The sequence below is a fragment of the Nostoc sp. genome, assembly GCF_036919575.1.
GTDB lineage: Bacteria > Cyanobacteriota > Cyanobacteriia > Cyanobacteriales > Nostocaceae > Nostoc.
This window is the reverse complement of record NZ_JBALBY010000067.1, coordinates 107,196-121,993: the sequence shown is the minus strand read 5'-3', so window position 1 is coordinate 121,993 and position 14,798 is coordinate 107,196. Positions and strand designations below refer to the sequence as shown.

The 14,798-nt window shown below is 44.2% G+C and carries 15 protein-coding genes; 9 read left to right on the top strand and 6 right to left on the bottom strand.

Translation table 11 applies throughout. The features are described from left to right. Positions 1-213 precede the first annotated feature (213 nt). From V7K27_RS18370 to V7K27_RS18345, 6 genes are all read left to right on the top strand, one after another. Positions 214-1,569, top strand: a complete 1,356-nt coding sequence (locus V7K27_RS18370; RefSeq protein ID WP_334949521.1) for a hypothetical protein — start codon at positions 214-216, stop codon at positions 1,567-1,569. Between the two features lie 296 nt (positions 1,570-1,865). Beyond that, entirely contained in the window at positions 1,866-2,621 is a 756-nt protein-coding gene (locus V7K27_RS18365) for a PspA/IM30 family protein (RefSeq protein ID WP_334949520.1), read from the top strand. A 162-nt stretch (positions 2,622-2,783) separates the two neighbouring features. Continuing rightward, on the top strand, positions 2,784-3,566 hold the full coding sequence (locus V7K27_RS18360) for a PspA/IM30 family protein (RefSeq protein WP_334949519.1): 783 nt from the start codon (positions 2,784-2,786) through the stop codon (positions 3,564-3,566). 126 nt (positions 3,567-3,692) lie between these two features. Next, entirely contained in the window at positions 3,693-4,028 is a 336-nt protein-coding gene (locus V7K27_RS18355; RefSeq protein ID WP_334949518.1) for a thioredoxin family protein, read from the top strand. A gap of 132 nt (positions 4,029-4,160) precedes the next feature. Beyond that, on the top strand, positions 4,161-5,396 hold the full coding sequence (locus tag V7K27_RS18350; RefSeq protein WP_334949527.1) for an LL-diaminopimelate aminotransferase: 1,236 nt from the start codon (positions 4,161-4,163) through the stop codon (positions 5,394-5,396). A gap of 483 nt (positions 5,397-5,879) precedes the next feature. Then, positions 5,880-6,827, top strand: coding sequence for an NF038130 family PEP-CTERM protein (locus V7K27_RS18345; RefSeq protein ID WP_334949517.1), 948 nt, complete (start codon positions 5,880-5,882; stop codon positions 6,825-6,827). Positions 6,828-7,123: 296 nt separating this feature from the next. Here V7K27_RS18345 and ssuE read toward each other — a convergent pair whose 3' ends face one another. From ssuE to ssuD, 3 genes are read right to left on the bottom strand one after another with little or no spacing between them, the layout of a single operon-like run. Then, positions 7,124-7,690 (bottom strand): NADPH-dependent FMN reductase, encoded by a 567-nt coding sequence (gene ssuE / locus V7K27_RS18340; protein WP_334949516.1) that lies wholly within the window; start codon positions 7,688-7,690, stop codon positions 7,124-7,126. Continuing rightward, complete coding sequence (locus V7K27_RS18335) at positions 7,687-8,325, bottom strand: beta-class carbonic anhydrase (protein ID WP_334949515.1); 639 nt, start codon at positions 8,323-8,325, stop codon at positions 7,687-7,689. Before V7K27_RS18335 ends, ssuE begins: the two co-directional genes overlap by 4 nt. Positions 8,326-8,352: 27 nt before the next feature. After that, positions 8,353-9,513: an FMNH2-dependent alkanesulfonate monooxygenase gene (gene ssuD, locus V7K27_RS18330; protein ID WP_334949514.1), complete on the bottom strand. Its 1,161-nt coding sequence runs from the start codon at positions 9,511-9,513 to the stop codon at positions 8,353-8,355. A gap of 144 nt (positions 9,514-9,657) precedes the next feature. On the opposite strand from ssuD, the gene V7K27_RS18325 reads away from it, so the two are divergent. Together V7K27_RS18325 and msrB are read left to right on the top strand one after the other, a co-directional pair. After that, a complete protein-coding gene (locus tag V7K27_RS18325) occupies positions 9,658-9,849 on the top strand; it encodes a hypothetical protein (RefSeq protein WP_334949513.1) in 192 nt (63 codons plus the stop codon). A 364-nt stretch (positions 9,850-10,213) separates the two neighbouring features. Continuing rightward, the gene (msrB, locus tag V7K27_RS18320; RefSeq protein ID WP_334949512.1) at positions 10,214-10,708 is read left to right on the top strand and encodes a peptide-methionine (R)-S-oxide reductase MsrB; all 495 of its coding nucleotides are present in this window, start codon (positions 10,214-10,216) and stop codon (positions 10,706-10,708) included. A 549-nt stretch (positions 10,709-11,257) separates the two neighbouring features. Here msrB and mreD read toward each other — a convergent pair. From mreD to V7K27_RS18305, 3 genes are all read right to left on the bottom strand, one after another. Then, on the bottom strand, positions 11,258-11,917 hold the full coding sequence (gene mreD, locus V7K27_RS18315; RefSeq protein WP_334949511.1) for a rod shape-determining protein MreD: 660 nt from the start codon (positions 11,915-11,917) through the stop codon (positions 11,258-11,260). A gap of 25 nt (positions 11,918-11,942) precedes the next feature. Then, the gene (mreC, locus tag V7K27_RS18310; RefSeq protein WP_334949510.1) at positions 11,943-12,737 is read right to left on the bottom strand and encodes a rod shape-determining protein MreC; all 795 of its coding nucleotides are present in this window, start codon (positions 12,735-12,737) and stop codon (positions 11,943-11,945) included. 101 nt (positions 12,738-12,838) lie between these two features. Next, positions 12,839-13,846, bottom strand: coding sequence for a rod shape-determining protein (locus V7K27_RS18305; RefSeq protein WP_292793711.1), 1,008 nt, complete (start codon positions 13,844-13,846; stop codon positions 12,839-12,841). Between the two features lie 372 nt (positions 13,847-14,218). On the opposite strand from V7K27_RS18305, the gene V7K27_RS18300 reads away from it, so the two are divergent. Beyond that, positions 14,219-14,581, top strand: coding sequence for a single-stranded DNA-binding protein (locus V7K27_RS18300; RefSeq protein ID WP_334949509.1), 363 nt, complete (start codon positions 14,219-14,221; stop codon positions 14,579-14,581). Positions 14,582-14,798 lie beyond the last annotated feature (217 nt).

The following is a 14,798-nucleotide window of genomic DNA, read 5'->3' as shown; positions in this document are numbered from 1 at the left end:
GGGGGAGATGAGGGAGATGAGGGAGATGAGGGAGATGAGGGAGATGAGGGAGATGAGGGAGATGAGGGAGATGAGGGAGATGAGGGAGATGAGGGAGATGAGGAGAATAACCAATGCCCAATGCCCCATGCCCAGTCTTTATAATTTCCGTTACTATTGTCACAAATATATCTAAAGTTAATTCCAGCAGTTTACGTTTGAGGCACAGAGACAATGACTCAAAACCCCCTGAATGATTCCGGTACTCAATCGTCTAAAACACCTGGGTTGAAACCAGCACTTGCAGCAGCACTAGCGAGTTTAGAGGTGCCGCTAGATCAAGAGTTAGCTCGATACCGACGCACGCGAACTGGTTTGATGTCATCGAACCATGCCCGTATTTCAAGTTACATGAGCAGTCAACCCCAGCCTTTGACTGCCATTCATACAATATCGGGCACAACTCAGTCATCAGTAACGGAAATTAAAACCAACGTGCCGTCTGTATCTGTACCCGTGAATCATCAGGGAACGCCAGCTATGGCAAAAATTGACGTAGCACCCACATCTGTAGCTGTGAATCCTGAAATGAACTCAGCGCCAGCTACGGCAAATACTGAAGAAGTAAATAATCTCAATGTGCCCTCGATCTCAGATTTTGCTAAAACACAAACTCAACTTCCATCACCCCCGCTCAACTTAAGTAGCAGCATTGTGCCAGTTGTCGTTAAAGATACTAAAAGCGAAAATCTCTTGCAGTCAGATGATACCCCTAAGCATCCAGATGACTATTTGGAATCTAGTGAAGCACTGCTGCGAAGTCTGAAAGAAGAACAACCAGAAACTAAGAAGCCAAGCAATTATAACGACAGTCTGCTATCACCTTTGGGTATCGGCTCCATGTTGCTGCTATTGGTGGCGAGTCTTACCTTGGGTTATGTAGTGTTCAATCCTAAAAGCTTCTCACAATGGAATTTAGGCAAGTTGTTTAACGGTAACTCCTCTCCCGCACCAGAAAATACTGAGCAAGTTGAGAGTAATGTCCAACCTCAAATACAGCCACCAAGCAGTTCTATACCTAAGTATCCCAATCTAGCTGCCCAAGAGTTTCCTGAAGTGAGAGATCCCAATGATGTAGTTGGCTTACAACCCAAAGTCCAACCAACCCTCGCAGTAGTGCCTAATCCTGTCGTTCCCCAAAAAAGAGCAAATCCTCAAGCGGCATTGCCTACTCCCAACACAGCCCTAAAGCCAACAAATCCGATCGCCTTAGCACCAGTACCGACGGTACAGCCCTTACCTCTTTTGAATTTGCCTCCCACTTCACCGGCAAAAACCTCGCCCAACCCAATCGCAACCTCACCAAAGCCGAATGCAGAAATCAAACCAGGAACAGATGGGTTCTATCATATAGTGATAGACAATAAAGGTGCGGCTTTAGCGTCAGCACGACAACTAGTTCCCGATGCTTATTTATCACCAAACAAAGAATTGATTTATCTGGGTGCTTTTAAGACTAAAGCGCAAATAAAACAACAGATGCAACTGTTACAGGCAAAGGGAATTAACGCACGAGTTCAGCAGCCATGAGTTGCAAAATTCTACGATACCATGAGATAACAGTGCTGAGTTAGGAGTTAGGAGAGACGCGATTAATCGCGTCTGTACAGGAGTTAGGAGTGCTGAGTAGTCAGGGCTATTTCATTCTTGGCATAACCCGCTCGGAAATAAATTTTCGGGCTAATAGTCCAAGTGCGTTAAAACGGACTCAAAAGCTTATTGATAGTCGGTTAAAACCGACTTTAGCTGTGAGATGGGGAATTTATTCCCTGGCGGACTAGGGGAGAATGAAATAGCCCTAGCTAATTCGTGAATGGAGAGCCGACATGGAATTAATCAAACGTATTTTGCGGGTGATTCGCGCTAATCTCAATAGTTTGATCGGTGGTGCAGAAGATCCAGAAAAGATTCTGGAGCAAGCTGTCTTGGAGATGCAGGAAAATCTGGTGCGGTTGCGGCAGGGTGTCGCACAAGCGATCGCTACCCAAAAACGCACGGAACGACAGGCTCTGGCGGCTCAGTCTCAAACAGAAGAATGGTATCGCCGCGCCCAATTAGCCCTGCAACAAGGCAACGAACCTCTAGCACGCGAAGCTTTGACTAAGCGCCAAGCCTATAAAGAAACCAGTACAGCCCTCTTTTCCCAGATAGAGCAGCAAAATGAGATCGTAGGTAGGCTAAAAAAGGATATGCGATCGCTAGAGTTAAAAATTGGCGAGGCCAAAACTAAAAAAGATATGTATATTGCTCGCGCCCGTTCTGCGGAAGCGTCTTATCGCCTCCAGGAAATGCTCGGCGGAGTTTCTACAACCAGCAGTCTGAGTGCCTTTGAGCGGATGGAAGAAAAAGTTTTGCAAATAGAAGCTAAATCAGAAGCGATCGCTCAACTCAGTAGCGACGACTTGGAAACACAATTTACTTCTTTGGAATCTACTAATGATGTAAATACCGAATTGGCAGCAATGAAGGTGCAGGTTTTAAACCAGGCAGAAAATACACAGCACAACAGTCTCCTCACTGAGGAGAACCAGAACACAGGGCAGCCTCCTCAACAGCAGTTACCCAAAACTCAGGACTCTTGAAGTTCGGCTAATTACCCCAGTTTCGAGATATCTTAAAAATTAAGAGTTGTCAGAAGGTACTGATTCAAACCGGAAAGATTACATTGAAATAGGTAGCTATTAAAAAGTAAAAAAGCTAACTGTCCAACAAAAAGCGTAAACCAGACAAGGAAAAACAAAGTTATGGGATTATTTGATCGGATTAAGCGAGTAGTTAGTTCTAACCTCAATGACCTGGTTAACAAAGCCGAAGACCCCGAAAAAATGCTAGAGCAAGCCATCCTGGAAATGAAGGAAGACTTAGTTCAGCTGCGTCAGGGAGTAGCCCAGACCATCGCCAGCCAAAAACGCAGTGAAAAACAGTATAATGATGCCCAAAATGAAATCAATAAGTGGCAACGCAATGCCCAACTAGCGCTGCAAAAAGGTGATGAGAACTTAGCACGACAAGCTTTAGAGCGCAAGAAGACTTATACAGACACCAGCGCCGCCCTCAAGGCTAGTTTGGATACACAAAGCACTCAAGTTGAAACCCTCAAGCGCAACTTAATCCAGCTGGAAAGCAAAATTTCTGAGGCTCAGACCAAGAAAGAAATGCTCAGAGCTAGAATCACCACCGCCAAAGCCCAAGAACAACTTCAAGGCATGGTGAGTGGGATGAATACCAGTAGTGCAATGGCTGCCTTCGAGCGGATGGAAGAAAAAGTCTTGATCCAAGAATCCCGCGCTCAGGCACTAGGAGAGTTAGCTGGTGCAGATTTAGAAACCCAATTTGCTCAGTTGGAAGGTGGTAGCGATGTTGATGATGAATTGGCAGCTTTGAAAGCGCAAATGTTACCACCCGCTACTCCGCAAAATCAACCCCAACTACCACCGCAACAACAAACCACTGCTCCTGCTCCTAAGTCTAATGAGGTGGTTGATGCCGAGTTAGATTCCCTACGCAAGCAATTGGATCAATTGTAAAATTGGCAGAAAACTTATTTGAGCCAGTCCCACGCCTGTTGGCTGTGGGATTTTACGTCATTAGTCAATACTTTGGGATAAAGTATTGTGTGTGCCAACTTCGATCGCTACCTGATGGAGACTGCAATGAGTAAGGCTGTAATCACCATAACTGATGCTGAGTTTGAAACCGAAGTTTTAAAAGCCGAGCAGCCTGTATTAGTTTACTTTTGGGCTGACTGGTGTGGGCCTTGTCAATTGATGTCGCCCGCGATCTCTTCAGCTGCTACCACATATAGCGATCGCCTCAAAGTCGTTAAAATGGAAATCGACCCCAATCCACTCACTGTTAAGCAGTACCAAGTGGAAGGTGTACCTGCCCTCAGACTATTTCAAGGCCAGGAAGTTTTGATATCCACTGAGGGAGTCATCAGCAAAGATAAATTACTAGCTCTCCTAGATACGCACTTAAATAGTAATTAGTCATTGGTCATTAGTCATTGGTCATTAGTCAATTGGACTTTGGACAAATGACAAAGGACAAAGCGCAAAGTCTGAGCGGAGGAAACCTCCGCTCGGAACTTTGTAAGAGAGGATAAAGGACAAATGACTAATATGCAATTTGCAAAGCGTTTACAACCCCTGCGATCTAATGTATTTGCTGATATGGACAGAGCCAAGGCAGTCGCTTTGGCTGCTGGACGGCAGGTAATCGATTTGTCGTTGGGGTCTTCTGATTTACCAGCTGAAGCACACGTCATCGAGGCGATCGCCCAGTCTCTACACGATCGCAGTACCCACGGCTATCTGTTGTTTAACGGTACCCTTGGGTTTCGCCAAGCCGCAGCCAACTGGTACGAACAAAAATTTGGCATCAAAGTCGATCCCGAAACTGAGGTACTACCTCTGATTGGTTCTCAAGAAGGCACCGCCCATTTACCCCTAGCAATACTCAATCCCGGAGATTTCGCCCTGTTACTCGATCCAGGTTATCCCTCTCACGCCGGGGGAGTGTACCTAGCTAGTGGTCAAATCTACCCGATGCCACTAGGGGCAGAAAACAGTTTTTTACCAGTGTTTGCTGATATTCCTGCCCCTGTCTTGGCTCAATCGCGGATGATGGTATTAAGTTATCCTCACAATCCCACATCTGCGATCGCACCAATATCATTCTTCCAAGAAGCTGTCGCCTTCTGTCAACAACACAATCTCGTCCTAGTTCACGATTTCCCCTACGTAGATTTGGTATTTGGGGAGAGTGGGGAGTGGGGAGTGGGGAGTGGGGAGTGGGGGAGTAGGGGAGAATCACTAATACTCCATGCCCGATCGTTAGTTCCTTCAATTCTCCAAGCTGATCCAGAGAAAAGCGTCTCGATTGAATTTTTCACCCTTTCCAAGTCCTACAATATGGGCGGCTTCCGCATCGGTTACGCCATCGGTAATCCTCAGTTAATTAACGCCTTACGCCAGGTAAAAGCCGCAGTTGATTTTAATCAGTATCGGGGGATTTTGAATGGGGCGATCGCTGCCCTGACTGGCTCTCAATCTGGGGTAAAATCTGCTGTCGCTACTTTCCAGGGGCGGCGTGATGCTTTCATCAACGCTTTACACCGCATTGGCTGGAACGTTCCAACTCCCCAAGCCACAATGTACATCTGGGCAAAATTGCCCTCACCTTGGAGTCAAAACTCCATAGAATTTTGTACCCAGCTAGTCAAACAAACTGGTGTAGCCGCTTCCCCTGGTGCTGGCTTTGGCAAATCTGGAGAAGGATATGTCCGTTTTGCGTTGGTGCATGAGCCACCTTTGTTAGAAACTGCTGTGGAAAGAATCGCCCAGTTTCTTGATTGAACTTCTTCTTCTAGACTGGCTTTCACCTGAAGTTGACACCAATAAAAGCTGTGCTACCCTGCGAATCTCCGTATTATACTGAACTTAAAAATACTATAGGACTCATATCTGATTTCTGAACAAGATTCAGATAAAACCCTGATAAAACAGGCTTTTCAGTCTAATTATATTTTCAAAAGTCAAATCGTAGTCCTATATATTGTGATTTGTATAACCATATAATTCTAAAAAAATATGTAATTAAACGTATAAAACTATTGAAACATTCTTGATCTTTTTATTGATAATTAGCAGGAACTTTACTTAATCAGGTCTCTCCATTTCTTAAACTGGGTTTGTAAGATCAGCTACCAAAAATAGCTAATAATGCAGGTCACGCTTTTAAGCAGCTGTATTGCCAAAAAGCCTGTAGCCAAGACAGCCTAAGCCTAAAAACGGCAGTAGTTTAAAACTTAATTTCCAAACTGACAGAGACTTGAAAAAATGAAAATGACTTTTCAGAAACTTGTAATTGGTGCCTCAATGGCTATTGGTATGAGCGCGATCGCCACTGTACCAGCACAGGCTGGCACACTCACCGGCGCTAATATAAGTGGAACAGCAGCAAGTGATTATTTAGTCTATGATGTCCAAGGTAACAGCACCAACCTCGTGGGCAATACTTCCGCAAATGTACAAAAAGTCCTAGATGGAAATGCCGCAAATCCTACTGGAAACGTAGAGTTACGAGCTAGCAGTGAACAAGCGGGTTTTGATTTCACCAAAAACACCACCTTGACAGGGCAAATTGGTAACAAAAGTATTACTTTAAGCAGCCTGACAGCAACAGATTGGTTTAGTACTGGGTCAGGATTGAGTACAAGTTATGGAGCAAATAACTTTGCAAATACTTGGTTTAACCAATTTTATGATGCAGCTGGTCTAGCAACCAATGAATCTGCAATTAAATTGGCACTGGGTTTACCGAGTTTTACTCCTAGCAGCTTTATCCGCGAGCAAGCCTTTAACGCGTTTAATGGTATTGGTGGTTTCCAACGCTCTAGCGACCCTAACATCTCTTACGTTAATCAAGATGACACCACTGGTGAAATCAAAATTGGGTTAGCCGGTCACTACAATTTAAAAGATAACTATGCGCCTCTATTAGGAGCCTTTGGTAATTTTGTCAAAGATGGATTCCAAGCTAGTGAAGTTGTTAAAGTTACCTACGACGACAAAACTGATTTACTTTACAGCTTCTCTGCTACAGCAAGTGGGCTAACCAACAGTTCAGGAGACGGTGCTGATGGAAAGTCTCACAGTGGCAACTATGAAGTTAGCATAAAAGGTGTGCCTCCCGTAGCAGTACCAGAACCATCAGTAATGCTTGGTCTGCTAGGTGTTGCGGGTGTGTTTGCTACCCAACGCAAATTTAAAAAAGCATCTATTTAAGATTGAGGGTTCAAAACTACAAATAAGTCAGGGAGCTGTTAGCTCCCTTTTTTTTGAATAAGCTAATCGGCATTTAAACTGCATCATAGCCACTATTTCCCTTGTTTTTATCTTTCGATGCCACTTAATGACTAACTTACCCTGATTCAATTTTATTTAGCTAATTAGGCGCACACTAGATAAGCCATCGAACTCACGTTAAATCTACGTTGCTCTGATTAACTTTTAAAAAAAGGTAGCAGATGGGTAATTTTTACCCCTCTGCTACGAGCAAACGGAGGTATAAACTTGATTATTTAATTGGCATGAACCAATTCTTGAGGCGCTGCGGCATCATATTCTACAGCTTTAACAAATTCCTTGAGAACATCTTTGAGTCTTTGCTCAATTTCCTCATCTAACAGAACGCTGTTATCAGCTTGCCGTTGAACTTGTTTGTCTATCGCATAAATAGTTGCTAGGATATGCCGCGCTCCTAATTCAGATAACACAGGTTTCAAGGCATATTCAATTGCCAATAAATGAGCGATCGTCCCACCTAGAGCAATTGGTAACACGGGTTTACCTGTGAATGATTTTTGTGGCAGCAAATCTAGAAATGTTTTCAGCACTCCTGTATAAGCAGCTTTGTAGATTGGGGTGGCAATAATCACACCATCTGCCTTTGCTAATAAAGCTTTTGGCTGTTCTAAAGCAGGGCTGTCATATCGTCCAAAAATTAAATCTTCAGCAGGCAAATCCCGAACTGAAATAATGTCTACATCCAAGCCTTCTTGTTGTAAAAGCTTGGCAGTGTATTCGACAACACCATAGGTTCTAGATGGATGAGTTGGACTACCAGCGATCGCTAGAATATGAGTCATTCAATTAAACTCCCAATTTCTAAAATGGGTTGAGTATGTTTTGTGGTTTTGGTCTTCATAGCTGATGCTGTGTTAACCTTCTCACTCAGACGTTTGTAGGGACGGCGCAAGCTCATACTCTCTACTTCCCAGATGTAGCCATGAATAACTACATCCTGGGGAATTAAAGCAGAATTACGCAGCAATTCCACCTGCTGTATGCAGATTTCATCCACATCGGTAAACGTTTTGATCCATTTGGAAAAAACGCCTTTTGGTAGCTTCAACTCTGGCAAAGCAGGATCGACACTAACTTGATCCACATCAATACCTTGATTTCGCAATACCTCACTGAGAAAGTCTCCTGATGCTGTCATCATGCCACATTCGGTATGATTAATAACGATGATTTCTTTTGTGCCAAAAAACTGTGTAGTTAACATCGCTGACCGAATAGCATCATCTGTAACTAACCCCCCGGCATTACGGAAAATATGAGCATCTCCTTCACCAATTCCTAATGCTTTCTCCACAGGTAAACGTTCGTCCATGCAAGCTAGCACCCACAAGCGCTTATTGTTAGGTATCCCCACCTGACGACGCAATGCCCACGCTTCTTTTTCTGAGATTTTTTGGTCAATTTGTTGGTGCAACATGGCTGGTAATCTACTAGTTCTTAATTACTAGGATATGGACGTAGCTCTTTCTTGAGGCTGTTGCTTAGGGAAATCTTCATTTGCCACAATCTCACCAAATGGACTCAAAACATGTTGTTTTTCCACTGCTGGCAGATTCTCTAAGGGCAGATGGGGAAATAGAAGTTCTGCGACTCGATAAGCTTCCTCTAGGTGGGGATAGCCAGAGAGGATAAAGGACTCAACACCCAAAGCAGCGTATTCCAACATCCTGGCGGCAACAGTTTGGGGATCGCCTACTAAGGCCGTTCCCGCACCACCCCGCACCAAACCGACTCCCGCCCAGAGGTTCGGGCTAATCTCTAGCGCCTCACGATTACCGTGGTGTAATTGGGTCATCCGCCGTTGTCCTTCTGAATCCATCCGGGCATAAGCTTTTTGAGCTTTAGCGATCGCTTCCTCATCCACATACCGAATTAAGTCATTCGCCGCATCCCAAGCTTGACTCTCGGTTTCGCGCACAATCACATGTAGGCGAATCCCAAACCGCAAAGTCCGGCCTTCTACTTCTGCAAGTCTGCGAACTGATGCAATCTTCTCGGCTACTTGCGCCGGTGGTTCGCCCCAAGTTAGATAGACATCTACATGTTTAGCAGCAATTTTTTGAGCAACAGGAGAAGAACCGCCAAACCACAAAGGCGGATGCGGCTTCTGAACGGGTGGAAACAGTAGTTTCCCATCCTGAATGTTGAAATAGTCGCCCTGGAAATTAGCTTGTTCACCACTAGCGATCGCTCGCCATACTGTCAAAAATTCATCTGTTAATTCATAGCGCTGATCGTGACTTAAATGCAAGCCATCTCCCGCCAACTCCACAGGATCGCCCCCTGTCACAACATTAATCAGCAACCGTCCTCCAGAGAGGCGATCAAAGGTCGCCGCCATCCGCGCTGCTACCCCAGGTGATACCAAGCCGGGACGAATCGCCACCAAAAAACGCATCTGTCGCGTCAGTGATACCAGCGTTGACGCTACAATCCAAGCATCTTCACAAGAGCGACCCGTAGGCAACAATGCCCCTGTATAACCAAGGTCATCCACCGCTTGGGCTATCTGCCGCAGATAAGGAAAGCTTACTGCCCGTCCGCCTGTAGCAGTTGCAAGGTAACGTCCGTCGCCGTGGGTTGGGATGAACCATAGTAGCTGCATGAGTCTTGTCCTTTTAAACTACGATAAGTCGATAGAAATACCGTGTTTTGTTTATAGTTCTGAAAGTACCACATATTCTACTTAATTAAGCAAGAAGTTTTCAGAAAACTACGGTATCTCTATCAAACCAATGTATATTAAGCCGTGTTCAATCAGGTGGCGATCGGAAAAATTGGGTATTGGGTATTGGGCATTGGGCATTGGGCATTGGGCATTGGGCATTGGGCATTGGACATTGGGCATTGGGTATCAATTGTCCCCATGCTCCCCTGCATTGATGTCAACTTAAGCCAAAACCCTTTTCAAACCTCGTTTCCAGCCTCTGGCTGGAAATGATGCTCGTTGCGGCTCTGCCGCAAGTCTTGAGGCGGCAGCCCCCTAATAGGCATTCCCAGTCGGAGACTCTTAACGAGACAATCTCTAAAAGCTACTTATAGACTGGCTTTCAGCTTAAGTTGACACCTATGGCTCCCCTGCTTCTCCTACAATCTATGCACGACCTGTAACACACATCCAGGTATACTGTCCAAAATCAGGTCAAGTTGATCGGATTCCCATGCAGTATTTTGTTATTTCTTAGCTAATTTTAATGAGATTATCAGGGCTAATTCAGGGCGATCGCTGATTATAGTCATGAAGTAGTGAATCCCGTACTGGAGTTGATTGGCCAGTTAAGGGGAAAATAGAAAATAATAGATATATGGACAAACGCTATTTTTTACAGGCTAGTGCAGTAATAGTCGGCACAGCATTGTTATCAAGGTATATCAATTGGGAGTCAGAAGCGATGACAACTTCTCAGAGTGGATTTGAAATTACCAAACCAGAGTCAGAGTGGCGCACGATTTTAACGCCAGAACAGTTTAGTGTGTTGCGTAAGCATGGTACTGAACGCCCTCATACCAGCCCATTGGATAAGGAATACGATAATGGCACTTATTTTTGTGCCGCATGCGAACAGCCACTGTTTACATCTGATACAAAATTTAACAGTGGTACTGGCTGGCCGAGCTTTTTTAATCCAATTGAAGGTGCGATCGCTCTAACTGTAGATAAGTCGTTGTTTATGACCAGAACTGAAGTACATTGTAGTCGCTGTGGTGGTCATCTGGGTCATGTTTTTGATGACGGGCCTGCACCGACAGGTAAGCGTTACTGCATGAACGGTGTTTCGCTGAAGTTTGTTCCAGCTTGATTAGAGTCATCGAGGGTAACAGCCCGTCGTAGACATCGCACACACAAACCTAAATCATCCTATTTGCTTGGCTCTTGTTTCTCCTTTTTGTCTTTGGGATCTTTTTTAGGTTTTTTAGCTTCTTTATTACTTTTTCTTTCCTTAGACATCAGCGTTCTCCAACTAGGTTAATCAGTGAAAGCTTCCACATTCTGCCGTCAGTAAATCAGGAGATGACTTACCTGATTTTTTTTTAAGGCAAAAAAGAAAGTATCAGACATGAATGCTACCAACTACCATCATAGGGTGTTGTTTCATTCACTGTCGGTTAAATCTATATTGCCAGAGGTTGCCTAAATTCCATAAAGATTTAGGATACAGAATACAGAGGATAATTTTCTTGACTCTCACCTGTAATCTCTCTCCTTCTTAACAAAGTTTAGGGGTTTAATTCCCCCCTCTTGACAGGCAGCAAGTATGTAAGTCTTGTTCTAAATCCCCACAGCATTACTTAATTACGTTCGCGTAGCGTGCCGGAGGCTCTATTACGAATTACGAATTACGAATTATTTAACTCCTAACTCCCTTTGCTAATTGCTCTAATGATTTTATCCTCTGCCACCAACGATTTAGGGGATAATAGACTACAGGTGCCCACAGACTACTAAGAATGGCAGATGCTAGGGCGACACGTTGGTAATATGTCCAAATATCTGTTATTTTGCGTAGGCTGTGCCCGCCTTCGGCATCGTCGCTGATCAAAGTTAATTGCAAGCCAAAGATAGTTTCTGCCAAAACTGCCATACCAAAGACAATTACAGCAATCGAAATAAAATCTTCTTCGATAAAACGTTGTTTTTGGAGCAGACTAGTTAAAATTCCCACTATACCTAAACTGAGCGCATGGGTAGGGTTAGGTGATGTCATTGAATCTTGAAGTAGCCCCAGAACTATACCTGCGAATGCTCCAAAAAACACTGGGCGCTTCACACTCCAAGCTACCACCCAAATTAACAGCCAATTGGGGCCAATTCCCAATAATTCCATACCTGGGAAGCGGGTTGGCAATAATAATAAACATAACAGCACAGATCCAACCGTCACTATCCAACCCAACAACTGACGTATACCGGGATGCCAACGAGAAAGCGGCTGGATTTGGAATTTCGATTTTAGCTCTGACGATTTTGGCTTTCTCTGCCTGCTGTTACCAAATGCAGGAATCTTCATTTTTATATGGATTTTCTCAAAGAATTTATTTAGACTTTTGCGGCACTTGATTTTCTGACTCTTGGTTTTCTGGCTTTGGATAAACAGCTACCCAATCGAGAGAGCGGATTGGCGGAAAAAGCTCAATTTTTGCCACTGATGCGGGAAGTTTCTTTAAATCTAGCGATTTAATTCGTCCTACTGCCAAGCCAGAGGGAAATTTCTGACTATAAGTAGATGTGGAAACTAAATCTCCTACCTTGACATTTGGGACTTTTTCATAAAACTCCAGCACAGCTTCCGCCGAAGAATCTCCTCGCAAAACGCCTTTAGCTGACGTGCGGCTAACTGATACACCCACTTGACTATTGAGGTCACTGATTAACAACACGCGGCTAGTATTGGGAGTTACACTCTCCACCAGACCCACCAATCCGCCATCTGCCTTGACTATGAAGCCTTCACCAATCCCCACATTCGCACCGCGATTCAGTGTAACTTGTTGCCACCACTGGTCAGCACTACGTCCTACCACCCGTGCTGGAATTGGCCGTGATGCCAGTGGCTCTTTTTCCACATAACCTAATAAATCTTGTAGCTTTGTCTTTTGACTTTCCAAATCTACTATCCGAGTTTGCAATTCCAATATCCGGGCATCTCTAAGACGTTCTTCTGGAGTTGGCCCTGACTGCAACATCTCTAATGGACGGGTAATTGCCTGGTATGTCTCAAGCACCAGTTCACCTTGAGTCTGTCGCAATATCCAAGCACTACCAACTACTAGAGCTAACAACCCGATTTGTAACCCTTTCCGATCCCACCAACGCCGTATTGTAACCATATATACCTTTGTATACTTATACAGATTAAGTTCTACTTGGATTCTATTTATATAGAACCCAAATAGAACTCAAATAGAACTCAAATATGATATTTTTTTTGCTACATATTGCGAGAGCTTTCGGTGACAACTCGTTCCAACTGTTTAAAGTTTTCTAACACACGACCTGTTCCCAGGACAACACAACACAAAGGATCGGCAGCAATGTGGGTTATAATCCCTGTTTCATGGCTAATTAAGGTATCTATGCCTTTGAGCAAAGCACCGCCACCAGCTAACATAATACCTCTGTCAATAATGTCTGCTGCCAGTTCTGGAGGTGTCCGTTCCAGTGTCCGCTTCACAGCTTCTATTATTACTGATAGTGGTTCCAACATGCTTTCACGGATTTCTGGGGCTTTGATTGTGACAGTTCGCGGTAGACCAGAAAGCAGGTGTAAGCCTCGGACTTCCATCATGGCTTCATTATCATCATGAGTCGGATAGGCAGAACCAAGCCGAATCTTGATGTCTTCGGCAGTACGTTCACCAATGACTAAGTTATGAACTTTCTTAATATACTGAATGATCGCTTCTGTCAGTTCATCTCCAGCAATGCGTACTGATTCGCTGATTACCGTACCCTGAAGACTTAGCACCGCAACTTCTGTTGTCCCACCACCAATATCGATGATCATGTTGCCAGTCGGTTCGGCAACAGGTAATCCTGCACCAATTGCCGCAGCTATGGGTTCATCGATTAAATACACTTTTCTTGCCCCTGCTTGATGGGCTGCATCCATCACAGCTCGCCTTTCTACTCCTGTGACACCACTGGGAATACCAATGACAATCCGGGGTAAAATTAAGGATCTGCCTTCATTTACACGCTGAATAAAGCTTTTCAGCATTAGCTCGGCTATATCGAAATCAGCGATTACACCATCACGCAAAGGGCGGAGGGCAATCACATTTCCGGGTGTGCGACCGAGCATTTTTTTGGCTTCTTCTCCGACTGCTAGTGCGACCTTTTCGTTGACATCGATCGCAACTACAGAAGGTTCTTGTAGTACAATACCTTTACCAGATACATAAACCAGAGTGTTAGCGGTACCGAGGTCGATACCCATATCCCATGATGTGCGAAAGTTCCTAAAAAGACCCACGCGTGTCTAAGCCCCCTATCTGCGATACTTTTTGACTACAACGGTTAGAGTTAATCGTGCTGGATTTGATGAAGTTTGTATCCTGAGTTGAGTAAACTAGACTATATTTTTAGATTATTCTCAGGAATATTTACTATGTCTCAGGCTTCTATTTTTTGATATTTTCTGGTTAACTAAGTATATCTGTATACTTTTATGTGTTTCTCCAAGTAGTATGTATAATTTTTCAATTCAACTATATTGTTAACTGTTTAACAGATTATTTTCAAGTGTTTCACAATTCGCTATGATGAAAGTCGGAATTAACGAGTACACCTGTACTTAAAGGTAACGCACATGAGTATTAATATTGTCACCCTTGTTGGTCGTGTAGGCGGCGACCCTGATATAAAATATTTTGAATCTGGTAGTGTTAAGTGTAGATTGACACTAGCTGTAAAAAGGCGATCGCGCAACAGCGATGAACCTGACTGGTTCACGCTGGAATTATGGGATAAGACGGCTGAGATAGCAGGTAATTATGTCCGCAAGGGAAGCCTAATTGGTATCAAAGGTTCCTTAAAGTTTGACACATGGAGCGATCGCCAAACAGGAGCAAATCGTTCTACACCAATTATTAGAGTAGACCAACTAGATTTATTAGGCTCTAAGCGAGATGGAGAAGGCGGTACAGCAGATACGTCTTCAGAACATTTTTAATTGGGCATTGGGCACTTGTACTGAGCGAAGCCGAAGTATTGGGCATTGGGCATTGATTATTAGTAGGTTGGGTGGAGGCTTTGCGTAACCCAACATCCTGATATATGTTGGGTTGCGCTTCGCTCCACCCAACCTACGTCTAAGCGAGATGGAGAGGACAGTACAGCAGATACGTCTTCAGAACATTTTTAATTTATCATTGGTCATTAGTTCTTAG